This is a genomic window from Streptomyces sp. NPDC058685 (genome assembly GCF_042714725.1).
Lineage (GTDB): Bacteria > Actinomycetota > Actinomycetes > Streptomycetales > Streptomycetaceae > Streptomyces.
Genome location: NZ_JBHXSL010000034.1, coordinates 46,942 through 71,528 on the forward strand (window position 1 = coordinate 46,942; position 24,587 = coordinate 71,528).

A 24,587-nucleotide genomic window follows, 5' to 3' on the forward strand; every position below is an offset into this window, starting at 1 on the left:
CTCGGGCAGGCGACCTGCGCGCCGGACGCAGGTACACCCCAGGAGGGTGAGCGGCCCGGACCGCGGCTCATCGCGTGGCCTCGCCGACCACGGGGACCTCACCCGCACGAGAAGCCCTCATGGTCAACACCCGGCAAGTTTCCACTTGTTGAGGACAAAGTATGGACGGTTCGGGGTGACCTTCGTACGCTGGGCGTCGATTTCGCACGGACGTCTGCGTGCCTCACGGCGGAACGCGCCGCAGCACCCGTACGTGGACGCACACCACTCCGCGTCCGAGGCGGGACCTCGGACGCGCCGCCTCGCAGCGCCCAGCAGGAGGAAGAGTGACGCCACGCAAGGCCCCGACCCTCCGCACCATTCGCCGCAGACCACGCAGAATCACCGGGCTGCTCCTCGCGGCCCTTCTGACCGGCGGCCTCGCGGCCCCCGTCGCCGACGCGGACGAGAAGCCCTCTCCGGGCGACAAGCCCTTCGCGGACTTACCGCCCCAGGAACCCGGCGTCACCCTCCGCGTCTTCGACGTCCAGTCCCCGCTGAGCAAGCTCTGCGATCTCAAACCGGCCCAGACCCCCAACGTCGACAAGCTGATCCCCACCGCCGACTGGTCCTCCACCGAGGGCTTCGGCTTCACCGACAACTTCGTGTCGCAGATCCTCGGCAACATCAACGTCCCCGCAGACGGCACGTATGCCTTCCGCCTGATCAGCGACGACGGCTCCCGCCTGTTCCTCGGCGACAAGAAGGTCATCGACCACGACGGGCTGCACGGTGCCGAGCCCAAGGACGGCGAGCTGGCCCTGACTCCGGGCTACCACGCCCTGCGTATCGACCACTTCGACCGCGGCGGCGACCAGCAGGTCACCCTCCAGTGGAAGCCCCCGGGCGCCGACGACTTCACCCTCGTACCGAACTCCGTACTCAGCACCGACGCCGACGTCGTCCGCGTCACCGCTCCCGGTCGCAAGGAGTGCGAGGGCAGCTACGACACTCCCGGCGACGGCCTCCCGTTGACCTCGGTCAACCCCGGCTACACCCTCACCGATCTGCGCCCCGCGGGCTTCGAGCCGCAGGTCTCCGCGATGGACTGGCTGCCGGGCGGCCGGCTCGCCGTGACCACGTGGGGCGGCAGCACCAAGACGGAGGGAGAGGTGTACGTCCTCGACCACGTCACGGGTGACACCGGCCCGAAGAAGGTCACCTTCAAGAAGATCGCCGGCGGCCTCAAGGAGCCGATGGGGATCAAGTACGTCGACGGAAAGCTGTACGTCTCCGAGAAGCACCAGCTCACCGAACTCTCCGACATCGAGGGCGACAACGCCGCGGACGAGATCCGCAAGGTCGCGGAGTGGCCGTACGGAGGGAACTTCCACGAGTTCGCCTTCGGCCTGCTCTACGACAAGGGCGACTTCTATCTGAACCTCTCCGTCGCCATCAACTACGGCGGTGCGACCACCGATCCGCAGCCTGCCGCGAACCGCGGCACCACCATCAAGGTGAACAGGAAGACCGGCAAGGTGAGTTACCTGGCCGGTGGCCTCCGTACGCCGAACGGGATCGGACGGGGCCCGCAGGGCGAGCTGTTCGTCACCGACAACCAGGGCGGCTGGCTGCCCGCCTCCAAGCTGGTCCACGTCGAGCAGGACCGCTTCTTCAACCACTACACCAACCCGGACGGCCCGTTCGACGACCGCACGGTCAGCAAGCCGGTGCTGTGGCTGCCGCAGAACGAGATCGCCAACTCCCCCAGCACACCCATGCTGTTGAAGAACGGGCCCTTCGCCGGGCAGATGCTCTTCGGTGACGTCACCTACGGCGGACTCCAGCGCGCCGACCTGGAGAAGGTGGACGGCGAGTACCAGGGCGCCGTGTTCCGGCACACACAGGGCCTGGAGGCCGGCATCACCCGCATCAGCACCGGACCGGACGGTGCGATCTACGCCGGCGGCCTCGGCGCCGACGGGAACTGGGGCCAGGAAGGCAAGCTCCGCTTCGGCCTGCAGAAACTCACGCCGAACGGCACGACTGCCTTCGACATCAAGACCATGCGCGCCACCCGCGACGGGTTCGACCTCACCTACACCAAGCCCCTGTCGAAGGAGACGGCCGCCAAGCTGACGAACGGCGCCTACTCCGTCGAGCAGTGGCGCTACGTCCCCACCCCGGCGTACGGAGGCCCCAAGGTGGACGAAGAGGTCCTTCCCGTCACGGGTGCCCGGCTCTCCGCCGACGGCCGAACGGTCCGGCTCACCATCCCCGGCCTGAAGACCGACCGGGTGGTGCATGTGCGCTCGCCGCGCCCCTTCGCCTCCGACACCGGTGAGCAACTCTGGTCCACCGAGGCCTGGTACACGCTGAACGCACGCCCCGGCCCCGAGCAGCCCACCACCTCGTACGACGCGGAGTCGGCACGTCTGTCCGGTGGAGCAGACATCGACACCGAGCACGCCGGCCACACCGGCGGTGGCTTCGTCGACGGCTTCAGCACCGAGGGCGCCACCGCCACCTTCGAGGTCGAGGCACCCGCGAAGGGCAGCTACGACGTGGGACTGCGGTACGCCAACGGCCCGCACCCCTTCACCGGCACCAAGACCCTCGGCATCAGCGTCAACGGCGGCCAGGCACAGCAGACCACCCTGCCCTTCACGGGCGCCTGGAACCGCTGGTCCACCAAGACCGAGCGGCTCGCCCTGCGCAAGGGCCGCAACACCATCACCTACACCTATCGGGCCGAGGACACCGGCCACGTCAACCTCGACATGATCGAGGTGCGCAGACCCGGCACCCGTATCGACCTGTTCTCCGGCGGGAGCGTCTCCACCGCCTGGCAGCACACCGACGGCCGCAGTGCCGACTGGCCGCACACCGCCGAGAACTCCATCGAAGTCTGCTGCGGTGACATCCGCACCAAGCAGGCCTTCGGCGACTTCAGGCTGCACGCCGAATTCCGGGTGCCCAAGCTGCCGGACGACGTCACCGGGCAGGACCGCGGCAACAGTGGCATCTATCTCCAGGAGCGGTACGAGATCCAGATCCTGGACTCGTTCGAAGTGGCGAAACTCGCCGCCAACGAGGCCGCGTCCATCTACAACAAGAAGGCCGCGGACCTGAACGCCTCCACCGCCCCCGAGACCTGGCAGACGTACGACATCGTCTTCCGCGCGGCCCGGTTCGACGCCGCGGGCAAGAAGACCGATGACGCCAGGATCACCGTGGTGTGGAACGGCAAGAAGGTGCACGACAACGTGGCAGTGGACGGCCCGACCGGCGCGGGCGACGCGGAATCGGCCGCGGCGGGCGCGATCAGGCTCCAGGACCATGGCAACAAGGTCCGCTTCAGGAACGTCTGGATCGAGCCGCTGGACTGAGAGGTGGGGATGGTCCTGGCAGTGGTGGAGCCTGGACGACAGCCCCTGCCTCCGCCGGGCCGAACTCATGCGGCTCCCCGCACCCGTCCGGCCGGGTGCGGGGAGCCGCACACGACGAACCGAAGGAAGCGCCGGACCGTTCGGTCCTGCCGGAACCCCGGAGAATTCATCCGGACGACCACCCGTCCACCGAAGTCGACGCATTCCCCGGCAGCGTCGTCAACGGCTCCGTGCCCCGCCCCGCCTAAGCTTTTGCGAGTCCCGGGGGGACACGCAGAGTAGGAAGCGGGTGGCATGCTTGCCGTCGCGGTCATTGCCGGAATTCTGTTCGTGTGGGCCCTACTCGCCCACCGGCTGTCGCGATGGAGCATCACCGCGCCCATCGCGATGATGTGCGCGGGAATCGCTCTGACCGGGGGCTCCGATCCCCCGCTGCGGTTCGACCTCGACACCGCCGTGTTCGAGCACGCGGTGGAAGTCGTTCTGGCCCTGCTGCTCTTCGTGGACGCCATCGAGGTTCCCGGGGGCATTCTCGGGCGGGAGAAGGGGCTCGTCCTCCGTCTGCTCGGCGGTGCACTGCCGCTCACCCTGGGCGGCGCGTTTCTTGCCGGGTATCTGATCTTTCCCGATCAGTCGGGCTGGCTGATCGCGGTCCTCGCGACCGTCGTGGTCCCGCTCGACCTGGCCCCCACCGCGGCCATCGTCCGGGACCGCCGCATCCCGGCCCGGCTGCGCGAGGTGCTCAACGTCGAGGGGGGCCTCAACGACGGCATCACCTCGCCGATCTTTCTGCTCTGCGTCGCCGTGGCCGCCGAATCCCACGGCTCACACGCCGACTACGGGGACGCGGCGCTGCAAGCGGTCGAGGCGGCCGGCTGGGCGCTGGCCGCGGGACTGGTCGTCGGCGGTGCGGCCGGGTGGCTGCTGCGTACGTCCTGGTCGTACGGGTGGACTCACCCCTCGGCCACGAGGCTGGGCGTGCTCGCCGTCCCGATCGCCGCGTACAGCCTCTCCGGCGCCCTCGGAGGGAACGGCTTCGTCGCCTCCTTCGTCGCCGGTGTCTTCTTCGCCCCGGCGATGCGGCGGCTGCCGGAGAGTGCGGCGGCCATGACCGACGATCTCGTCGCACTCATGACCCTGGCGCTCTGGTTCCTGTTCGGCCAGATCGTCAACAACGCTTTCTGGGACGGCTTCCAGGCCTCGGTGATCCTGTACGCGCTCCTCGTCATCACCCTTGTCCGCATGCTCCCCGTACTGCTCGTGCTCACCGGCAGCGGACTGAAGCAGTCGGACAAACTGTTCCTCGGCTGGATGGGGCCGAGAGGCGTGACCTCGATCGTGTTCGGGACGCTCGCGGTCATCGATCTGCCCGGCGGACAGGCGGACTTCATCGTCCGGGTCATGGTGATGACCGTGATGCTCAGCATCGTGCTGCACGGACTGAGCATCGAGCCGATCGGCCGCTTCTACGCCCGGCGCGCCGGCGGGGAGCGCTCCGAGGAGCATGTCGAAGCACGGCCCGACCGCGGGCCGTGACCGGCACGGGCAGAGGGGCCGTCGGTCAGGTTCGGAGGGCCGGACGAAGGCTGCGCACCGTCGCCCCGGCGATCGCGAGCACGATGACGGTGGCGACACACACGACGGCCCAGGCGAGCTGTCGCCTGCCGTCGAAGGTCGCCTCGCCGAGCCAGTGCAGACCGTAGTTGGCCGAGGCCGAGACGGGAAAGGTGAAATTCCAGAAGTTCAGACTGAAGGGAAGATTGATGTAGGCCCTGAACAGGGCGACCTGAATGAGCAGCATCATGATGAAGATGCCGAAGAACGCCAGCTGTAGGGGGCCGATGGGTCCGGGGTACGCGAAGAAGGTCGCGATCCCTCCCGTCGCCGGCGGGGCGAGGAGCACCGAGAGCGAAGGAATGACCGGCACGGGGAGTGGGCCGGCGGTGATGAGTCGAGCGGTGATGACGCCGCCGATGATCACCCAGAAGAAGATGCCCACCCCCAGCGATGTCCTCGCGGCCGGAATGGCCTGGACGCTGGACAGGCCGATGCTCGCGATGAACGGCCCGGCCACCAGGGGAAGGAAGTACCCGGGATGCAGTTGCTTGAAGGTCAGGTGCCCGGTCAACCAGTGGGCGAACAACTGGGCGGCCACGATCGCCAGTGCGGCAACGAGAATCCAGCAGACCGCTCTCGCTGCGGGGAGCGGCATGTACTGACCGAAGTGCACGATCAGCAGAATCCCGACAACGGGCAGGAAGGCGGCCCCGGCTCCGGAGACCGCGCTTTCCCTGTCGTCCCGGAACTCCCGGGTGTTCCGCAGCCTCTCGCCGATGTAGACGGCGGAGAACAGGATCCACAGGACCGCGGCGACCGCGTAGAAGACGTCGTCGACCCACTCGGGCGCGCTCAGCGTCACAGCCGCTACCGCCCACGCGCCGCCAAGGCCCGCGAAACCCAGCGGAATGGCGAAGTGCGGAAGATTGACCAGTCTCTTAGCGGAGGACTGCGCGATCGAACTCATGGCACCCGGCCCTGCATTGACGGTGTGGATGCGGTGATGTGGATGCCGTCCGACTGAAGGGACGTCCAGGGGCGCACCCGGGCACGATTGCAGACCCGACAACTTTACTCGGATGCGCGTCGGCCCGCGCGGTGGGCCGGAGCGCCGGGGCAGCCGGTAGTGGGCGAGCGACGGCGAGCGACCCGGCGCCGGTTGCCGACACGGCACTCCCCCGTCAAGCTGGAAAAGGTGCCGCACAGCCGGAGCGCTGCCGCGCAGCGGAAGGCAGCAGACAGGGCTGTGCGAGGAGGTGCCGCCGATGGCACACGAGAGTTCGTTCACTCTGGACGACAGCGGAAACGTCTCCAGCTGGCGTGATCCCATGGGCAGCTTCCCTGCCCTCCCCGCCGACCCGGTGGGACAGCCCGCCGGCCGCCTTCTCTCCGACCTCCTGGACCACCTCCCAGCGGACGGCGACGCGCCCGCGCCGGCCGCCCTGCTGGTCTGTGTCGGCCGCGACGGCACGGAGACCGTCGTCGACATCCGCGGCACCGCACCCAGTCTCCGGGCGGCGCACGTCGAAGCGGCCTTCGAGTACTCGGCTTTCGAGCAGTCCACGGCCGGGCTGGAGGTGTACGACACCCGGCTTCGTGTCCTGCGCAGCAACTCCGCGGCCCTGGCCATGCGCGGCCGCCCGGCCGGCGACGTACTGCAGCAGCGGGTGGAGGACCTCGGCTCGCGCCTCCCCCTTGCCGCGGTTCTCGGGCAGGTCCTGGACGGCAGCGCACCGGCTGTCCAGACCAGGGTCGACGGGCATGACGGTCATGATCACCCTCGTGTCTTCGCCGTCACCGCGTTTCAGCTCCAGGACGAGCAGCAGACCATCGGCGTCGGAGCCGTGATCCACGATGTCACCGAGCAGGATCGCGACCGGACCGCAGCGCACCTCCTCGCCCAGGCGCACGCGGAGATCGGCACCACGCTCGACGCGATGCGGACAGCACAGGAACTCGCCGCCGTCGCCACTCGGGATTTCGCCGACGCCGTCTCGGTCGACCTCATCGACGCGGTCCTGCAGGGAGCCGAGGCGCCGGCGCCGCCGGTCGGCACGGATGTGCCCGTGCGCCGAGCCGCCTTCGCATCGCCGGGCGAACTGCAACCCGTGTACTCCGTCGGCGAGATGAGTTACTTCGTGTCTCCGACCCCTTACACGCAGGTGATGGCCGACCTCACACCCCGACTGCTGGACCCGCACACGTCGCCGTCCGACTGGCTCATGCACGACGGCGCCCGGGCAGGCGCCCTGAAGGACGCCGGGGTCCACTCGATGATCGTGCTGCCGCTGTCGTCCCGCGGGCGTCTCCTCGGGCTGGCCAGCTTCTATCGAGGACCGCGCCGCCCCACCCCTTTCGACACCCTCGATGTGGGCCTCGCCGAGCAGGTCAGCGCCAAGGCATGCGTTCACATCGAGAACGCGCGGTGCTACACCCGGGAGCACACCACCGCCGTCGCGCTCCAGCGGAGCCTGCTCCCACGAACGTTCCCGGAGCTCTCGGGGGTGACGACGGCGCACTTCTACACACCCGGATCCCGGCAGACGGTCTGGTTCGATGTCATCGGGCTGTCCGGAGCCCGTGTGGGTCTCGCCATCGGACAGGTTCCGCAACAGGGACTCGACGCATCCGTGACCATGGGCCGATTCCGTACGGCCCTGGACACACTGGCCGCGCTCGACCTGCCGCCCCACGAGCTGCTGGCTCATCTCGACGATGCCACCGCTCGCATCCTCCCCGCCGGCGCCCGTCCGCAGCCGGGGGTGCTGCCCGCCACCGCGGATTCTCCCCGGTGTCTGTATGCCGTCTACGACCCCGTGTCGGGGGAACTCTCCGTCGCATCGGCCGGCTGGCCCGCCCCTCTGGTGACGTCCGCCGACGGTGACGTGACCGTCGTGGACGTACCGGTCGGGCCTCCACTCGGGCAGGGCGCGAGCTACGACGTGAGCCGTACGACCCTGGCTCCGGAGAGCATGCTGACGCTCTACTCACAGTCGCTCCTGGAGCCGAGCGCCCGCGCCGAGGAGCGTATGGGACAACTGCGTCAGGCCGCTCACCACGCGGCCCACGATCCCAGAGCGACCTGCGACAGCATTGTGCACAGCCTGCTGGGGCAGCATCCCGGCGACGGGGCTGCCGTTCTGGCGGTCCTCGCCCACCGCCTCCCCGCCGACTCCGTCGTCACCTGGACAGGCAGCCGGGAGCCCGCCGCGGTGGCCGAGTCCAGGGAGAAGGCCGGTCACCAGCTGGAGGACTGGGGGCTGGAAGCCCATGCGTTCACGACCGAGATGATCGTCAGCGAACTGGTGACCAATGTGATCCGCCACGCCAGCGGCAACCCGACGGTACGTCTCATACGCGACCGCACGCTGACCATCGAAGTCGCGGACGAGGCCGCCACGTCACCGCACCTGCGGCATGCCCGGACACAGGACGAGAACGGGCGGGGCCTGCTGATCATCGCAGCGCTGGCTCGACGGTGGGGAACCCGCTACACGCCCAACGGAAAGATCATCTGGGTCGAGGAGGCGCTCGACGAGGAAGAGGCGTAGGAGCCTTCTTCCGCGTGCAGGGCTCCGGCCTCCGCTTACGGCACGGTCTCCGACCCGTCGAGCCGACCATCACTACCCCGGCCCGGGCACCGGCGCGCGGTCGAGGTACGGAGTCGACGGTGGGGAGACCCGTTCCAGCGACGTCACGTCGAGTGCGAGTGCGGCGGTACGCGTGCCCAGCTCGCCCACCGGGTGCCAGGTGCCCGACACCTCGACCCAGGAGTCGGCGGGCGGGGCCTGCACTCCGTGCATCGTCACGGTCAACGACCGGGAGTCGGCCGCGCAGCAGGCGACCTGCAAACGCGTGAGATCCCACGCACCGTCCTTGCGGGGCGTGACGAAACCCGCCAGCAGGACCGTACGCCCCCGGAGGCTTTTCCTGTCGTCCTGCTGGGCCCGGGCGATGAACTCGGTCAGCGACAGCGGAGCCACTCCCTGGGCGGGCAGCCGCTCGAACCGTTCGTAGAGCTCGACCTCCTTCGGGCTGTTCCGGGCAGCGGTGTAGGAACCGAGCGCGGGCGGTGCGAAGAAGAGCAGGGCGAGAGCGGGCGGAAGCAACAGCCAGGACGTGAGCAGGCCCTTCGCGTGATCGTGCCCGTCGGACGGCGCGCCACCATGGTGCTGTCCGGTCCCTGCGGGGTGCCGAGCGACGGACGGCAGTACGTCGCGCAGCACACCGAGCAGCCCGACGAGCACCAGGGCAACGCCAGTGATGACGAGAAGGGGCCGGAGTCCCTCCTTCACGTAGCGCAGACACAGGTCGCTGAACAGGGAAGCCCGCAGCACGGCTGCGCCGGTGACGAGCAGAAGCAGGGGTTGGGCTGTGCGGTTCACAGCAGCCACCACCCCGTCAGGGCGCTGAAGACGACAGCCGCCACCGCGGTCACCGCGGAGAACCGCAGCGCGAAGGCCCGGCCGAATGTCCCCGCCTGCAGCGCGATCAGCTTGAGGTCGACCATGGGGCCGACCACCATGAACGCGAGCCGGGCCGTCGGGGAGAAGCCTGTCAGCGACGCGGCGACGAAGGCGTCGGCTTCGGAGCAGACGGCGAGGACGATCGCCAGCACGGCGAGGAAGAGCACGGACAGCCAGGGCGAGTCGGCGAAGGTGTCCAGCACAGATCGCGGCACGGAAACGTTGAAGGCCGCGGCTGCCATGGCGCCGAGGACGAGGAACCCGCCGGCGTGCAGGAAGTCGTGCTGGAATCCCCGGCGGAATTCCTCCCATCTGCCGTGCCCTGGCAGGTGGCCGCTGTGCCGGGAGGGCATCCGCAGCCACTGTGTGCGGCCGAATCTCAGCCACAGCCACCCCATCGCCGCCGATGTGGCCAGCGAGGCGATCAGACGGGCCGCGACCATGTCCGGGGCGCCCGGGAAGGCGACGGCGGTGGAGACCAGCACGATGGGGTTGACCGCCGGAGCCGACAGGAGGAAGGCGAAGGCGGCTGCCGGTGTGACCCCCCGCCGGATCAGGCTTCCCGCGACCGGTACGGAAGCGCATTCGCAGCCCGGCAGCACCGTCCCCGCGACGCTCGCCACGGGCACCGCGAGCGCGGGGTTGCTCGGCAGCACACGGCTGAACGCGCTCGCCGGCACGAAGGCGTTGACGGCCCCGGAGATCAGCGTGCCGAGCAGGAGAAAGGGCAATGCCTGCACGGTGATCGCGACGAAGACGGTCGACCAGGCCTGGAAGCCCGGATGTGTCAGCCACCGTGTACCGCCCAGCGCCCATCCGAGTCCCATGAGCAGGGACATCGACAGCACGCCGACGACGACCGAGACGACGATGTCGTACGCCTGGTGCTCGACGGCATCGTCGGGGTTCGTTTGCGGCTGCGGGGACAGCTCCGTCTGTGGCACCTGCGCTCCGGTCTCCAGGAGGAGGAGTCAGGATAGCCAGCGGGTCGGGACCGTCTTCGGGGGCCTCCGCGAAGGCTCCACGCGGGCTCTGCGCGGGCGCCGGGGATGGTTGCCACCCCGGCCGGAAGTCACCATCGACGCACTCGGTGTCGGGCATCCGAGTGACGCCGCCCTTCCTCCACGTACAACCGCCGGGCCATGGGATACGGATACCTCCGCGCCCCCGGTGTCCTGCTGCTCCGGCGCGAAGCCTCGGCTCCGGACCGGTCCCGGACCCTGTGGGCAGGACCGTGGACGCTGTCACGACGTCGGCCGGAGGTCAGGAGCAACGGTGCGCGCCTCGAACGATCCTGATGCACCGGACGCGGTGGTGAGCCGCGGCTCGCAGGCAGGCTCGCTCCCCTGGCGAGTCGTGTGGTTCTGGCTGGTCGGGTTCACGGTGGTCCTGGCGTTGACAGGCCTTCTCCTCGGCAGGGAGACCAGGCTGGCCCCCTTCCTCATCGTGCTGCCGGCGTTGTTCGCCGGAAGGGGGACTGTCCGCCAGACCGTGTTCGCGTCCGTCTGGGTCAACGTCGTCGTGATCGCCTCGCTCATCGACACACCGCTCGACACACTGGCGGCGGACGTGGGAGTGGTCGTCTTCGCGCTCGTGTTCACCGGCCTGAGCGTTGCCGGAGCCGCCCAGCGCGTCCGCAGGGAGGGGGAGATCGCACGGCTGCGATCCGCCGCGGCCGCTCTGCAACGCCAGATCCTGCGCCCGTTTCCCCTGCTGACCGACGACCTGCTCGTCCAGGGCCTGTACGAACCGGTGGAGGAGGACAGCCGGGTCGGGGGCGACATCTACGAGGTCGTGGACTCGCCGTACGGGAGCCGGGTGTTCATCGGCGATGTCCAGGGCAAGGGTCTGTCCGCGATCAGCGCGGCCTTCGCCGTACTGACGGCCTTCCGGGAGGCCGCGGTGTCGGAGCCCACGCTCACGGCGGTGGTGGACGCCCTCGAGAACTCGGTGTTGCGGCACAACTCGTTCGCAGCTCAGGCGGGCGAACGGGAACGCTTCGTCACGGCACTCGTCCTCGGCATCGGCTCCGGGCCGGAGGCCCAGGCCATCAACTGCGGACACGTCGAGCCCTACATTCTGCACGGAGACCGGGCGGGACCGGCACTGAACCGCGAACCGTCGGTTCCGCTGGGTCTGGCGTCGCTGACCCCGGAGCCACGCACCGTGGAATGGTTCGACTTCCCGCCGGGCTCCACTCTGCTGCTCTGCACGGACGGTGTCACCGAAGCCCGCAACGCCGAGGGCGCCTTCTACCCACTGGAGGACCGGGTGACCCACTGGGGCGAGGTCGCTCCCCGCGACATCGCGGCGACTCTGCACCGTGAGTTGCAGCAGCACACCGGTGGCAGGCCGACGGACGACACGGCCGTGCTGGTCCTCAGGCGAAGAGCCGACAGCGGTGCGGACTGATGCCTCGGAGGACAGGGGTGGGAGCCGCGGGGCCCGATGAGCCGCCGACGGCACAGGTCGTAACGTTGGTCCATGCTCACGATGCCGTCACGGATTGACCTACGCCCGCTCGCCCTCTCCGACCAGGAGGAGTTCTGCGCGCTCGTGCGGGCCAGCTCCGAGCTGCACCGGCCATGGATGCAACTGCCCTCGACCGCGGAGGATTTCCGGGCCTGGATGCGCCGCTTCGAGGACGGCACCAACCTGGGCTTTCTGGTCCGTGTCCGGGAGACCGGCGCGACCGCCGGCATGGTCAACATCAACTCGATCATCCGGGGCCGCTACCAGGGGGCTTCCCTCGGCTATGCCGCCTTCGCCCCGTCCGCAGGGCACGGGTACATGACCGAAGGTCTCACCGCCACTGTGGAGCACGCCTTCACCGACCTGCGGCTCCACCGGTTGGAGGCCAACATTCAGCCGGCGAACACGGCATCCCTCGCCGTGGTCCGGCGGCTGGGCTTCCGGTACGAGGGACTTTCGCCGGACTACCTCTACATCGACGGGGGCTGGCGGGACCACGAACGCTGGGCCATCACCGCGCCGGCCCCGTGGACACCCGACCCCTCCCTTCCCGAGGTCTGAGTCGCACGGCGCCGCTGATGAAACCCGCGCCAGGACAGGGGAATTCGTTCGAGACAACGTTTGTGGTCGTGACACCATGCACGGCATGACGACGAACCGAAAGGCCCATGCCGCGTAGCCGGCCGGCACCACTCCGGACCGCTGGGTCCCACCACCGCACACCGGCTGCACGGCCGGGCATCGACGGCCTGTCCTCGCGTGCACTGTCCGAGATCGCCAGTCTCGAGCGCACCCGCAACTACCTCCAGCCAGGAGACGTCAGCGCGGCCGTGCGCCTGTGGAAGGACTACGTCCACCGTCCTGAGCGCGAGTTGTGGCACGACTACGAGTGGGGCAACGTGCACTGGTACTGCTGCCCCAACCCTCTCGAAGCCCGCTCTCTCCTCGACACCGTGACGCAGGCCGTTTCACCTCGCAGTGCCCGTGAACTCCGCCGGATCATCGGCCGGTCGGACGCCGTCTGGAACCGACCGTCCTCGCCGTACGACACAGGCGAAGACTGAAGAGAGCAACCTCGGTGAGCGGTGACGGACGCCGCGTGCCGCGGCGCGCCCGACTGCGGACGGTGGGGCTTCGCGGGGACTCCTGTGCCTGATGCCGCTCACTCGCGCTGGTACGCCGCGAGGAGGAAGAGCCAGATCTCGCTGACCGTCGGGAAGCAGGCGACGGCGTGCCTCAAACGCTTGAGCGGAACCTGGCCGGCGACCGCGACGGTGGCCGAGTGCAGGAGCTCGCTCACTCCCGGACCGGTGAACGTCACTCCGAGCAGAATCTCGCGGTCGAGGTCGACCACCATCCGGGCGTGTCCCCGGTAGTCGTCGGCGTAGAGGTTGGCGCCCTGGGCGGCGTTGAAGTCGACGTCGACGACCTTGATGCGGAAGCCGGCCCCGGCCGCCTGTTCGGCGGTCGGGCCCACCGCGCCCGCCTCGGGGTCGGTGAAGAAGACCTGGGGTACGGCGTGTTGGTCGGCGGTGGTGGCGTGGTCGCCCCAAGCGGCGTCGTCGACCGGGCCGCCGGCGGCGCGGGCTCCGATGACATCGCCCGCGGTCCGGGCCTGGTACTTGCCCTGGTGGGTGAGGAGAGCGCGGTGGTTGACGTCGCCGAGGGCGTACAGCCAGTCACCGTCCATGCCGTTGACCAGACAGGTGGTGTCCACGTCCAGCCAGGTGCCGGGGGTCAGCCCGACCGTGTCGAGACCGATGTCGTCGGTGTTGGGGGCCCGACCGGTGGCGAACATGACCTCGTCGGCTTCCACGTGACTGCCGTCGTCGAGGGTGAGGGTGACGGGACCTGCGAGGTCCGGTCGGGTCACTGACGTCACCTGCCGGCCGATCCGCACGTCCGCGCCCGACCGGGTGAGACTCTCGGTGAGCAGTTCGCCCACGAAGGGTTCGAGGCGGGGCAGGAGGCTTCGGCGGGCGAGCAGGGTGACGTGGGAGCCGAGACCCTGCCAGAGGGTGGCCATCTCGGCGCCGACTCCTCCGCCGCCGACGATGGCGAGTCGGCCGGGCACGCTGCTCGCATCGGTGCCGTGGCGGTTGGTCCAGGGCCGGGCCTCCTGGATTCCCGGGATGTCGGGCAGCCGCGGTCGGCTGCCGGTGGCCACGGCCACCGCGTGGCGGGCGGTGAGGGTACGCCGCGCGCCCCGCTCACCGGTCACGGTGACGCGGCGGGGGCCGTCGATCCGGCCGTGGCCGCGGAACAGGTCGGCGCCGATGGACTTGACCCACTGGGCTTGTCCGCTGTCGTCCCAGTCGGTGACGTAGTGATCGCGGCGGGCGAAGACCCGCGCGGTGTCGAGCGCCCCGGTGACGGCCTGCCGGGCGCCGTCGACGCGGCGGGCGTCGGCCACCGCTGTCACGGGCCGCAGCAGCGCTTTGCTCGGGACGCAGGCCCAGTAGGAGCATTCGCCGCCGACGAGTTCACGCTCCACGACGGCTACCGTGAGGTCCGCCGCGCGAGCGCGGTCGGCCACGTTCTGCCCGACCGGGCCGGCGCCCAGCACGACCACGTCGTAGGTGGAGTCGGCCTGGTCGTCAGGTGTCTCGTTCATGGTTTCCTCGCAGCACGATGGGGACTGATCATCAGCAGTCATGGATGTGTCGCTCGTGGGTGGGCCGGAGCTGGACGCTCGGTGGTGCGCGGCAGGAGGCGGGTGGTCCAACGGGCCGACGCGCGCGCCGTCCGGACCGCGGCGAGCCGGACGAACCCGGCGGTGTGCGTTCCCATCGGCGGGCGGGGAACGTGGATGGGCGGTATCGGGCCGACGGCCGGAGTGACGGCGACCGGATCGGTCGCGGCAGGGACGGCGGCCGTCCGCCTGTCGTCGTCGGTTCTCGCCGATGGGGAAGGTCGTGTGTGCATGACGACGGCCGTCCTCACATGTCCAGGACGATGTCGCCGTCGGGCTGGGCGCAGCAGATGAGCACCTCACCGTCCGGTGGGAACTCCAGCGGTTCCGGGGAGTAGGTGACTCCACCGGACAGGACACTGGTGGTGCACGTGTGGCAGACACCGGTGCGGCAGCTCCAGCGGGTGGGGACGTCACAGGCGTCGGCGAGTTCGAGGATGCTGCGCTTGCCCTCCGGGAACGGCGCGGAGATGCCGCTGCGGACGAAGGTGACCAGCGGGCCGGTGCCGACAGGCCCCGGCGGCTGGTGGGGTGCCCGGGTGGCCTGCCCGGTGAGGCCGGGGTTGATGGACGCCAGGGTGCCGAACAACTCGGTGTGGACACGGGCCGGGGCGACGCCGGCCGCTGTGAGGGCCTCCTGCATGTCCGCGGTGAAGGACGTGGGTCCGCAGATGTACGCGGTCGCGTCGGACGGAAGGGAGAGCGCGATCAGTCTGTCCCTGGTCAGGCGCCCGTGGACGGCGTGGGCACGCCCTCGCTCCTCGGGTGTCGCCGCGCTGTAGAACACGTGCTCGTGGGCGTGCGGCAGGGAGGCGACCAGGGCGTGCGCCTCCGCGGCCAGGGGATGTTCCTGCGGACTGCGGGCACCGTGGATCCACCAGACCTCGCGGCCGCTGTCCCGGTCGGCGAGTTCGTGCAGCATCGACAGCACCGGTGTGAGGCCGATGCCGGCGGAGACGAGGAGGATGGGGCCGGTCCCTTCGTCGAGGACGAACTCGCCGCGGGGGGCCGCTACTTCGAGGACCGCCCCCGGCCGCAGCTTCGTGGTCAGGTATCCGCTCGCGGTTCCGTGCGGCTCGTGTTTGACGCTGAACCGGTAGTGACCGGAATCGGTGCTCGAGGACAGTGAGTAGCTGCGCACGAGGGCCGGTTGGCCCGCGCCGGGGATCCGCAGCGTCAGGTACTGGCCTGCTCGGGCGGGCGGCAGCGGGGCCCCGTCCGGGTCGGCCAGGTGGATCGAGGAGACCGTCGTGGTCTCCGGGACCACCTGGGCGACGCGGAGCTCGCGGAAGCCGACCCAGGCCGGTCCGGCGGAGGCGGGCGCGACGTCGGTGTCCGGACGCTCTGCGGCATCGAGCAGTTCACGGAACGAGCCCTGCCAGCCGGGGCTCAGGGCGGGGATCCGCATCGCCAAACGCAGCTTGGCCGGGTCCCGGCCGGGGAGGTAGAGCAGCGCGTCGGTGTCGGCCACGGTCAGCTTGCCCGGCCCGGTCGCGGTCTTCTCGATCCGGTCGCCGGCCTGGATGCGTCCCTCGTGGACGACCCGCATGTAGAAACCGGGGCGGTGGTGGCTGACCAGCAGAGCGGGCAGTTCGGGTCGGCCGAAGCGCAGACCGACGCGGTAACAGGTGACGCGGGGCTGGGTGACTTCGAACTCCGCCTCGCCGATGCGGTACCGGTCGCCGATGCACACCTCGTCGTCGGGCAGGCCGTCGACGGTGAGGTTCTCGCCGAACTGACCGTAGTCGAGGTCGTCGCGTCCGAAGTGCTGCTGCCAGTGGCGATAGGAGTCGACCTGGTAGACCAGCACGGCCCGCTGCTCGCCGCCATGGCCGGCCCTGTCCCCCTGGCCGTCACCGTCGATGTTGAGCCGGCGGACCATCGCGGGGCCCTGGACCGGGTACTTCCACACACCGGTGTAGACGGTCCTGCCCTGCCAGGGCACGTCCTTCGGCATGCCGACGTTGACTGACAGCAGTGTGGGCATCGGTTGCTCCTTCCCCGGGCACTGTCGGTTCCTGCGGGTGGGACGGCGCAGGTCACGACTGTCCGACGGCCGTCGTTTCGTCGAGCGTGAGGTTGCGGTCGACGCCGTGCGCGACCACGTTCTGGCCCGGTTCCAGGCTCTGTCGTACGCCGTCGAGGTGCACCTCGACGATGTCCGGCTCGAACGACACCAGGCCGGAGATGCGCCGTACCTCGGTGTAGGCGTCTTCGTAGGACCACGCGGCGCGACGGGCGCCGGCGATGTCGTAGTAGCCGGCCAGGCCCTTGTACGGGCAGAACGTCCGGCCTTCGACCGGGGTCAGCGCGGAGGCGTCGACATCCTCGCGCGGGACGTACCAGCGGGGCGCGAACCCGGACTCGTACAGGACGAGCGGACGGGCGGTGTCGGCGACCACCCCCTCGGTGCCGCGGACGACCAGGTGGCGGCTGGTCCGGCGGATGTCGATGCGGTGGTAGCTGTCGGCGGCGTGGCCGACGATGCGCTCGTCCTCCTCGTAGAAGGCGTCCATCGCGCGCCAGGCGAAGGCGACGCGTTCCTTCAGGTCGCCGGCGTGGCCGGGCAGTCCGGTGTGCTGCCAGGCCGCGCGCTGCCTGCTCTGCGTCCCGGAGCGGACGGTGTACCAGGCTGTCGGCCCCAGGTCGCGGTGCCGGGTGGTGTGCTCGCTCTGCTCGAGGACGCCGGTGGTGATGTCGCCGAGCGGGAAGTAGGCCACCGGGTAGCGGCTGGGCTCGTGCAGCAGGACGACGTCTTCGCTGTCGGCGATCCAGGTGTCGCCGAACCGGACGCGCATGCGTCGGCGCAGGGGTTCGGCGAACAGCATTCTGTCGGGCAGCGGCTGGGGAACGAGGAAACGGCCGACCGCGCCGGGGGCGAGCGGTCCTTGCTGCCAGGAGAGGCCCATGATTCCGTCCTTTCGGTTCGGCCCGGGCCGCGGCGGCTCGAGGCGGGGTGGCCAGACGGCGGATGGTCAGGTGAGGGGCTCGCCGCCGTCGATGTGCAGCGTCGCGCCGGTCAGAAAGGTGCTGGTCATGGCGAACAGGACGGCATTGGCGATGTCGTCGGCGGTTCCGATGCGCCGCGCGGGGTTGCGGGCGCCGATGTCGGCGAAGTAGTCCGCCTTGGCCTGCTCCCCCAGGGCGTCCCACGCACCGGTGTCGATCACCCCTGGGGAGATGGCGTTGACCCGGATTGGGGCCAGTTCCAGGGCGAGCGAGCGGGCCAGGATGTCGGCGGCGCCATTGGTGATGGCCACGGCCAGGGTGCCGACCGCGATCTTCGCCGCGGCGACGCCGGAGAAGAGGGTGAAGGATCCGTTCTCGCCCATGCGGGGGGCGAGGTGCTTGGCCAGCAGGAGCGGGCCGATGACCTTGGTGTCGAACGACAGCCTGACCGCATCCGGGTCCAGGTCGGCGAGTGGGCCGCGTGCCCGTGCGGAGGCCGTGGACACCGCATGGTCGACACTGCCGAGCCGTTCGCCGAGGGCGGCGATGGCGGATTCGTCGGTGAGGTCGACGGTCTCGGTGGTGATGTCGGGCTCTCCGGCGTAGGTGTCGCAGAGCGCTCGCCGGTCGCGGCCGGCCGCGATGACATGGGCTCCGGCGTCCCGGGCGGCAATGACGATCGCGCGGGCGATCCCGCCGCCCCGCCCGATGACCAGCACGGTCTCGTCCCTCAGCGGCCCGGTCATGTCAGCGCCCTTCCGAGGAAGCCCCGGATGCAGCCCGCGGCGGCGTCGAGGTGGCTTTCGAGAAGGAAGTGGCCACCGTCGAGGAGACAGATCTCGGCGCCCGGCGCGTCGTCGGCGAAGGCGAGAGCGCCTTCGGGGCGGAAGATCTCGTCGTTGCGGCCCCAGACGGCCAGCAGCGGGACACGGCTGTCACGCAGGTACTCGTGCAGCTTCGGGTACAGCGGGAGGTTGCCGGCGTAGTCGGCGAACAGCCGCAACTGCACCAGGTCGTTCCCGGGCCGGGACAGCAGGGCGAAGTCGTGATACCAGGTGTCGGGGCTGACCAGGCTCTCGTCCGCAACGCCGTGCAGGTACTGCCACCGGGTGACCTCCAGCGTGAGCGCCTGGCGCAGTGCCGTCTCGGTCTGTGTGTTCCTCTCCTGCCAGTACGCGCGGACGGGCTCCCAGAACGCCTCCGCGAACCCCACCTCGTAGGCATTGCCGTTCTGACTGATGATCGCCGTGACCGCGGCCGGATCCGCCAGGGCGAGCCGCCAGCCGACGGGTGCCCCGTAATCCTGGACGTACAGGGCGTACCGCGTGATGTGGAGTTGCGCCAGCAGGTCTGCGGTCAGGTCGGCCAGCGCGTCGAAGGTATAGGCGAACTCGTCCACGGGCGGCGCGTCGGACAGTCCGAAACCCAGGTGATCGGGGGCGATCACGTGGTACCGGTCGGCCAGCAGCGGAATCAGGTTGCGGAACATGAACGAACTGGTCGGGAAGCCGTGCAGCAGCACCACGGTGGGTGCCTCGGAAGGCCCCGCTTCCCGGTAGAACAGCCGCTGTCCTCGGACGGTGGCGTAGCGGTGATGGATTGTCGTCATGGCTCGTCCCTTCACGACCGGACCGAAGGCTTCTCACGACCGGACCCATGGCTTCAGCGTGCCGCCGGCCGGACAGCGGTCGCATCCGCCACTCGCCAGCCGTCGCCGCCAGTGCACCGGCCGAGGGCGATAGCGTGGTGCCGTGCATGCATCCGCGGATCTGCCGGGGTGGAGACGCGCTGCGGAGCTGACGGGCCGCCGCGCCGAGTGCGGAGCGCTCGACCGCCTGATCGGGGCCGTCCGCGCCGGGGAGAGCCGGGCCCTGGTGGTGCACGGCGAGGCGGGCGTGGGCAAGACCGCGCTGCTGGAGTACCTGGCGGTGCAGGCCCTGGGCTGCCGTGTGGCGCGCGCCGCCGGGGTCCAGTCGGAGATGGAGCTCGCGTACGCCGGGTTGCATCAGCTCTGCGCGCCGCTGCTGGACCGACTCGGGCATCTCCCGGCTCCGCAGCGCGATGCGCTGCGGACCGCGTTCGGCATGAGCACCGGGCCTACGCCGGACCGGTTCCTGGTCGGTCTCGCCGTGCTGAGCCTGCTCTCCGAGGTTGCCGAGAAGCGGCCGCTGATCTGCCTGATCGACGACCAGCAATGGCTCGACCACGCCTCGGCACAGGTCCTGGCGTTCGTCGCGCGCCGGCTGGGAGCGGAATCGGTCGGCGTGGTCTTCGCCGCCCGTGGCATCGGCGGTGACCTGGCAGGCATACCGGAACTGGCGGTCGAAGGGCTGCGTGAGGCCGATGCACGTGCACTGCTGGACGCTGTGCTCACCGGTCCGATCGATGCACGCGTGCGGGACCAGATCGTCTTCGAGACGCGGGGCAACCCGCTGGCCCTGCTGGAGCTGACGCGGGGGCCGGCACCGGCGGAGCTGGCCGGCGGATTCGGGCTCCCCGGTCTGGGGGCGCTCTCGGGCAGCATCGAAGAGAAGCTGCTGCGGCAGGTCGGGGCGCTGCCGGAACAGACCCGGCGGCTGCTCCAGATCGCGGCGGCCGACCCGTCCGGCGACCCGGCCCTGGTCTGGCGGGCAGCCGCCCGGCTCGGGATCGGCGCCGACGCCGCGGCACCCGCGGCCGACGCCGACCTGGCCGAATTCGGCACCCGGGTGCGGTTCCGGCATCCCCTGGCCCGCTCGGCGGCCTACCGGTCGGCGTCGGCAGGTGACAGACAGCAGGTGCACCGGGCCCTGGCCGAGGTGACCGATCAGCAGCTCGACCCCGACCGGCGTGCCTGGCACCGGGCTCAGGCCTCGGCGACGCCGGACGAGGACGTCGCCGGCGAACTCGAGGACTCGGCCGCCCGGGCGCAGGCACGCGGCGGTCTGGCCGCGGCGGCCGCGTTCCTGGAGCGCGCGGCCATGCTCACGCTCGACCCGGCGGGGCGGGCGGGACGGGCGCTGGCCGCCGCACAGGCCAAGATCCGGGCAGGCGCCTTCGACGCGGCGCGGGCCCTGCTCGTGATGGCCGCATCCGGACCGCTCAGCGAGGCCCAGCAGGCACAGGTCGATGTGCTGCGGGCGCAGCTCGCTTTCATCACCAGCCGGGGCGGTGAGGCGCCGACGCTGCTGCTGAATGCAGCCCGGCGGCTCGAACCGATCGACGCGGACCTCTCCCGTGCGACCTACCTCGACGCACTGGTTGCCGCGATCTTCGCCGGGCGTCTGGCCGGACCCGGTGGCAGTGTCCTCGAGGTGGCCCGCGCGGCCGCCGCGGCGCCTCCGCCGCGCCACGCGCCGAGCGCCCCCGCGCTCCTCCTCGACGGCACGGCCGCCGGCCTTCATGAGGGATACGCGGCAGGGGTCCCGGCCCTGCGTACGGCGCTGAGCGACTTCGGCGAGGGCATGTCCGCCGAGGAGGAGCTGCGCCGGATGTATCTGGCATGCATCACGGCCATGCGCCTCTGGGACGACGATCACTGGGAACCGCTCTCCGCCCGGTACCTCCGGCTCGCCCGCCAGACCGGCGCGCTCAGCGAGCTACCGCTGGCCCTCACCGCCCGCGCCCACATGCTGCTGTTCGCAGGTGACCTGACCGCCGCGTCGTCGCTGACCGAGGAACTGCAAGCCGTCACGCATGCGACCGGGAGCGTCCTCGCGCCCTACGGCGCCCTGGGTCTGGCCGCGTTGCGTGGCGACGAGGCCGGAGCGTCCGCGCTGGTCGACGCCACCCTCAAGGACGTGACCGGGCGCGGCGAGGGAGTCGGGATCACCTTCGCCGAGTGGGCGAACGCCACGCTCAACAATGGCCTCGGCCGCTACGACAAGGCCATGGCCGCGGGCCGGCGTGCCACCGCTTACGACGAGGACCTCGGCTCGATGTGCTGGTCCCTGGTCGAGCTCATCGAGGCCGCCGCACGCTGCGGGAGGCCCGAGACCGCAACCGGGGCCTATGACCGGCTCGCCGAAATGGCCGGTGCCACCGGCACGGACTGGGCGCTGGGGGCCCAGTCGCGATCCCACGCGCTGCTGAGCGAGGGAGAGGCGGCGGAGCGCCTGTACCGCGAGGCGATCGCGCGCTTCGGAAAGACGCGGCTCCGGATCGATCTCGCCCGCGCGCATCTGCTGTACGGGGAATGGCTGCGCCGGGAACGCCGCCGCAGCGACGCGCGCGAGCAACTGCGCACCGCCCACAGCATGCTCGACACGATGGGCGTGGCCGGATTCGCCGAGCGAGCCGCCCGTGAACTGCGGGCCACCGGCGGAACCGTCCACCAGCGGACCACCCCGGCCGGGCAGGAGGGCCTGACCGCCCAGGAGGCCCAGATCGCCCGTATGGCCCGCGACGGTCTGTCGAACCCGGAGATCGGCACCCGCCTGTTCATCAGCGCGCGCACCGTCCAGTACCACCTGCGCAAGGTCTTCACCAAGCTCGGTATCACCTCGCGCAGCCAGCTCGACCGGGCCCTGCCCGGCGAGTCGGGCACCCGGGAGGGCGTGCGGTGAGGGGCCGGGCCAGCGGCGCGGATGCCGGGGCGGAGCCGGGGCCGGGCGGAGTCTGTGCGCGGAGCCGGGGCCGGGTCGGGGCCCAAGCCTGTGCGCGGGGCCAGGCGGAGCCGGGGCCGAAGCCGGGCCAAGCCTGTGCGCGCGGCCGGGCCAAGCCTGTGCGCCGGGCCGGGCTCAGGGAAGATCGCGGTTGATGGCACGGGCGGCGCCCTGGATGCCCGCGATCCCGTCCTTCATCGTGCGGTTGCCGTCGGAGAGCACCACGATCCCGTAGTCGTGGCCGTGACCGGTGAACACGCCGACGCTGTGCACCCGCCACCCCTTGGTCTCGCGCTCCAGCCACCCGTTCTTGAGATGGACGGTCGCCGAGTCGGAGGCCCCGGCCGGTACGCCCCACCGCTGGGCGGGGACGACCTGGTTCATCAGGCCGAGTGCGTAGGCGCGGGCGTCCTGGTCGAGGACGGTGTTGTCCGAGGTGAGCAGGCGCAGCAGCTTGAGCTGGTCACCGGCGGTGATCTGCGTGCGGCCCCAGTACCCCTTCGGCCCCGGCACGGTCTCCCGCATCCCCGCCAGATCGAGGAAACGCTGCACGCTCTTCGGCCCGAGCTGACGCCACAGGGCCGACGTCGAGTCGTTGTCCGACTTGGTGATCATGGCCTTGGTCAGCGTCACCTCGCGCGGCGTGAGATGACGGTCCTCCTCCATGACCTTGCGCAGAAGAGCCCCGAGAACGGTGACCTTGACCACGCTCGCCGAGTCGAACCGTGCGCCGGCCCGGAAGGTGCACGCGGTGTCCGTGGCGCGATCGTAGATCGCGAGAGCGGAGGCGCTCTGGCGGCCGCGGAGCGCGCCCGCGATGTCCTCGGACAGCCGGCTCGCCAGCCCGGGCCGGTGCGATGTGCAGGTGACCTGTGAACCGCCGACCTTGGCGCTCGCACGCGAACCGGTGCCGACTGCGGCCGCGCCGGTCGTTCCGAGCCCGGCCACCACGGTTCCGGTGGCCAGGACCGTGGCGAGGCACCGTACTGCGCGGCGCGGTAGGTGCGTTCGGAGCATGGGGGTTCCGTCCTGCTGTGCTTCTGCGGTCGCTTCGGGTCCGAGGGCTTCGGTCCGCACGCGCGGTCGGACGCCGGGGGCCGGCGCTGCTGGAGCCGTTGCGCGGGCGCCGGGGCTCGGACAGGTGCTCGTCGCCCGACGGTCCCGCGAGCGACGCGACCCCGGACGACGGCGACGCTAACAGGGCAGGGGTGCGGGCAGCGTGGCCGCAATGCCCGATATAGCATTATTGATGGCGTTTCTTGAGGGTGTGACATTCGTCAACCCATTCGTCGGCCCACGCCAGTGGCCGACCCAGTGGGCAGCCGGTACTCGGCTCGGCCGGTGGCCAAGGCGAGCCGGTGGCCGTGTCGGCTGGTAGTCCGGGGCAGCCGGCCCGGCCGCAGCGGACACGCGGCCCGAGGGCGCTTCGGCGTCGGCGCGCAGCAAAGGCCGAAACCATCAGCTCCCGCACGCGACTCACGAGCGGCGGCATCGGTTCGAGACTCGTGGCACGCCGCCCCGGGGGGACACCCAGGCGAGGAATCACCATGAGCGAAACAATCAAGCCGCAGTTCAGGACGATCGACGGAGTGTCGATCCGCTTCGCCGAAAGCGACAGACCCGGCGAGCGACGTGACGCCATCCTGCTGAGCCCCTGGCCCGAGAGCGTCTTCGCCTTCGATCACGTGTGGTCCCGGTTCGCTGACAAAGCCCACCTGATCGCTGTCGACCCCCCAGGTTTCGGAGGCTCGAAATCCCGCGAGACGTTGCTGTCACCGAAGGCGATGGGTACGTTCATCCTCCGCCTGGCCGACGAATTCGGCCTGGAGAACCCGCACTTGGTCGGCCCCGACATCGGCACGTCTTCCTCACTCTTCGCCGCCGCCCAACAGCCGGATCGCTTTCGTAGCGTTGTGGTCGGCAGCGGGGGCGCCGCGGTGCCACTTCAGCTGACGGGCCCCCTCAAGGAGTGGGTGGAGGCCACGGACCTCGAACCGTACCGACGCCTTGATTCGCGAAAGGTCGTCGACGCCGCACTCTCCACGATTCCGGGATTCACACCGTCGCGCTCGATACGGGACGACTACTACGCCTCCTACCAGGGAACCCGCTTTGCCGAGTCGATGCGCTACGCGCAGACCTATCCCGCGCAGTTGCCCGAACTCGCGGAGCTCCTCCAGGAAATCAAGGCGCCCGTACGCATCATCATGGGCTCCAAGGACGGCGTGGTTCCACCGGTCAACGCGCAGTTCCTCGATGAGCGTCTGGCGAACAGCCGGGTCGACTTCATGGACACGGGTCACTTCTGCTGGGAGGAGAAACCGGACGAGTACGCGAGCCTCGTCCTGGACTGGTGGGAGACCTCTGAACCCCGCCGGTGACGGAGGGAGCCCCGCCGCTGACGGAGGCTCGCGGCGGAGATGGGCGTCGAGGGCCGTCTGAATCCTGATCCGAGAGCCATGGTCCGGAAGCGCACGGCGGACCGACTCGACCCGGTGGG

At 70.3% G+C, this 24,587-nt stretch carries 17 protein-coding genes; 8 read left to right on the top strand and 9 right to left on the bottom strand.

Annotated elements, in window-relative coordinates; all coding sequences use genetic code 11:
• Positions 1–326: 326 nt before the first annotated feature.
• Positions 327–3,368: a family 16 glycoside hydrolase gene (locus ACFWU3_RS24750; protein ID WP_384441556.1), complete on the top strand. Its 3,042-nt coding sequence runs from the start codon at positions 327–329 to the stop codon at positions 3,366–3,368.
• Between the two features lie 294 nt (positions 3,369–3,662).
• Complete coding sequence (locus ACFWU3_RS24755) at positions 3,663–4,904, top strand: cation:proton antiporter (RefSeq protein WP_384441559.1); 1,242 nt, start codon at positions 3,663–3,665, stop codon at positions 4,902–4,904.
• Positions 4,905–4,929: 25 nt separating this feature from the next.
• On the opposite strand, the gene ACFWU3_RS24760 is transcribed toward ACFWU3_RS24755, so the two are convergent.
• Complete coding sequence (locus tag ACFWU3_RS24760) at positions 4,930–5,892, bottom strand: hypothetical protein (RefSeq protein WP_384441562.1); 963 nt, start codon at positions 5,890–5,892, stop codon at positions 4,930–4,932.
• A gap of 298 nt (positions 5,893–6,190) precedes the next feature.
• Between ACFWU3_RS24760 and ACFWU3_RS24765 the strand changes: the two genes are divergently transcribed.
• The gene (locus tag ACFWU3_RS24765; protein WP_384441565.1) at positions 6,191–8,476 is read left to right on the top strand and encodes a SpoIIE family protein phosphatase; all 2,286 of its coding nucleotides are present in this window, start codon (positions 6,191–6,193) and stop codon (positions 8,474–8,476) included.
• Between the two features lie 72 nt (positions 8,477–8,548).
• Here the strand turns inward: ACFWU3_RS24765 and ACFWU3_RS24770 are convergent, their stop codons facing one another.
• Both ACFWU3_RS24770 and ACFWU3_RS24775 read right to left on the bottom strand, forming a co-directional pair.
• Positions 8,549–9,310: a TIGR03943 family putative permease subunit gene (locus ACFWU3_RS24770; RefSeq protein ID WP_384441568.1), complete on the bottom strand. Its 762-nt coding sequence runs from the start codon at positions 9,308–9,310 to the stop codon at positions 8,549–8,551.
• Positions 9,307–10,335 carry a permease gene (locus ACFWU3_RS24775; RefSeq protein WP_384441571.1) on the bottom strand — a complete coding sequence of 343 codons (1,029 nt, stop codon included), beginning with the start codon at positions 10,333–10,335 and terminating at the stop codon, positions 9,307–9,309. The genes ACFWU3_RS24770 and ACFWU3_RS24775 overlap by 4 nt, the downstream gene beginning before the upstream one ends.
• Before the next feature lie 331 nt (positions 10,336–10,666).
• Between ACFWU3_RS24775 and ACFWU3_RS24780 the strand changes: the two genes are divergently transcribed.
• From ACFWU3_RS24780 to ACFWU3_RS24790, 3 genes are all read left to right on the top strand, one after another.
• On the top strand, positions 10,667–11,803 hold the full coding sequence (locus ACFWU3_RS24780; RefSeq protein ID WP_384441574.1) for a PP2C family protein-serine/threonine phosphatase: 1,137 nt from the start codon (positions 10,667–10,669) through the stop codon (positions 11,801–11,803).
• Between the two features lie 72 nt (positions 11,804–11,875).
• Positions 11,876–12,424 (top strand): GNAT family N-acetyltransferase, encoded by a 549-nt coding sequence (locus ACFWU3_RS24785; protein ID WP_384441577.1) that lies wholly within the window; start codon positions 11,876–11,878, stop codon positions 12,422–12,424.
• Between the two features lie 107 nt (positions 12,425–12,531).
• Positions 12,532–12,927: a hypothetical protein gene (locus tag ACFWU3_RS24790; protein ID WP_384441580.1), complete on the top strand. Its 396-nt coding sequence runs from the start codon at positions 12,532–12,534 to the stop codon at positions 12,925–12,927.
• Positions 12,928–13,025: 98 nt separating this feature from the next.
• Here ACFWU3_RS24790 and ACFWU3_RS24795 read toward each other — a convergent pair whose 3' ends face one another.
• From ACFWU3_RS24795 to ACFWU3_RS24815, 5 genes are all read right to left on the bottom strand, one after another.
• Positions 13,026–14,477 carry a dihydrolipoyl dehydrogenase family protein gene (locus ACFWU3_RS24795; protein WP_384441583.1) on the bottom strand — a complete coding sequence of 484 codons (1,452 nt, stop codon included), beginning with the start codon at positions 14,475–14,477 and terminating at the stop codon, positions 13,026–13,028.
• Between the two features lie 325 nt (positions 14,478–14,802).
• On the bottom strand, positions 14,803–16,542 hold the full coding sequence (locus ACFWU3_RS24800; protein ID WP_384441586.1) for an MOSC domain-containing protein: 1,740 nt from the start codon (positions 16,540–16,542) through the stop codon (positions 14,803–14,805).
• A gap of 52 nt (positions 16,543–16,594) precedes the next feature.
• Positions 16,595–17,464: a DUF427 domain-containing protein gene (locus tag ACFWU3_RS24805; RefSeq protein ID WP_384441589.1), complete on the bottom strand. Its 870-nt coding sequence runs from the start codon at positions 17,462–17,464 to the stop codon at positions 16,595–16,597.
• Positions 17,465–17,530: 66 nt separating this feature from the next.
• Positions 17,531–18,250: an SDR family oxidoreductase gene (locus ACFWU3_RS24810; protein ID WP_384441592.1), complete on the bottom strand. Its 720-nt coding sequence runs from the start codon at positions 18,248–18,250 to the stop codon at positions 17,531–17,533.
• Positions 18,247–19,113: an alpha/beta fold hydrolase gene (locus ACFWU3_RS24815; protein WP_384441595.1), complete on the bottom strand. Its 867-nt coding sequence runs from the start codon at positions 19,111–19,113 to the stop codon at positions 18,247–18,249. Before ACFWU3_RS24815 ends, ACFWU3_RS24810 begins: the two co-directional genes overlap by 4 nt.
• A gap of 142 nt (positions 19,114–19,255) precedes the next feature.
• On the opposite strand from ACFWU3_RS24815, the gene ACFWU3_RS24820 reads away from it, so the two are divergent.
• The gene (locus ACFWU3_RS24820; RefSeq protein WP_384441598.1) at positions 19,256–22,048 is read left to right on the top strand and encodes an AAA family ATPase; all 2,793 of its coding nucleotides are present in this window, start codon (positions 19,256–19,258) and stop codon (positions 22,046–22,048) included.
• Positions 22,049–22,222: 174 nt separating this feature from the next.
• On the opposite strand, the gene ACFWU3_RS24825 is transcribed toward ACFWU3_RS24820, so the two are convergent.
• Positions 22,223–23,104 (bottom strand): serine hydrolase, encoded by an 882-nt coding sequence (locus ACFWU3_RS24825; protein ID WP_384441601.1) that lies wholly within the window; start codon positions 23,102–23,104, stop codon positions 22,223–22,225.
• A gap of 572 nt (positions 23,105–23,676) precedes the next feature.
• Here ACFWU3_RS24825 and ACFWU3_RS24830 point away from each other — a divergent pair.
• Complete coding sequence (locus ACFWU3_RS24830; RefSeq protein ID WP_384441604.1) at positions 23,677–24,468, top strand: alpha/beta fold hydrolase; 792 nt, start codon at positions 23,677–23,679, stop codon at positions 24,466–24,468.
• The last annotated feature ends 119 nt before the right edge of the window (positions 24,469–24,587 follow it).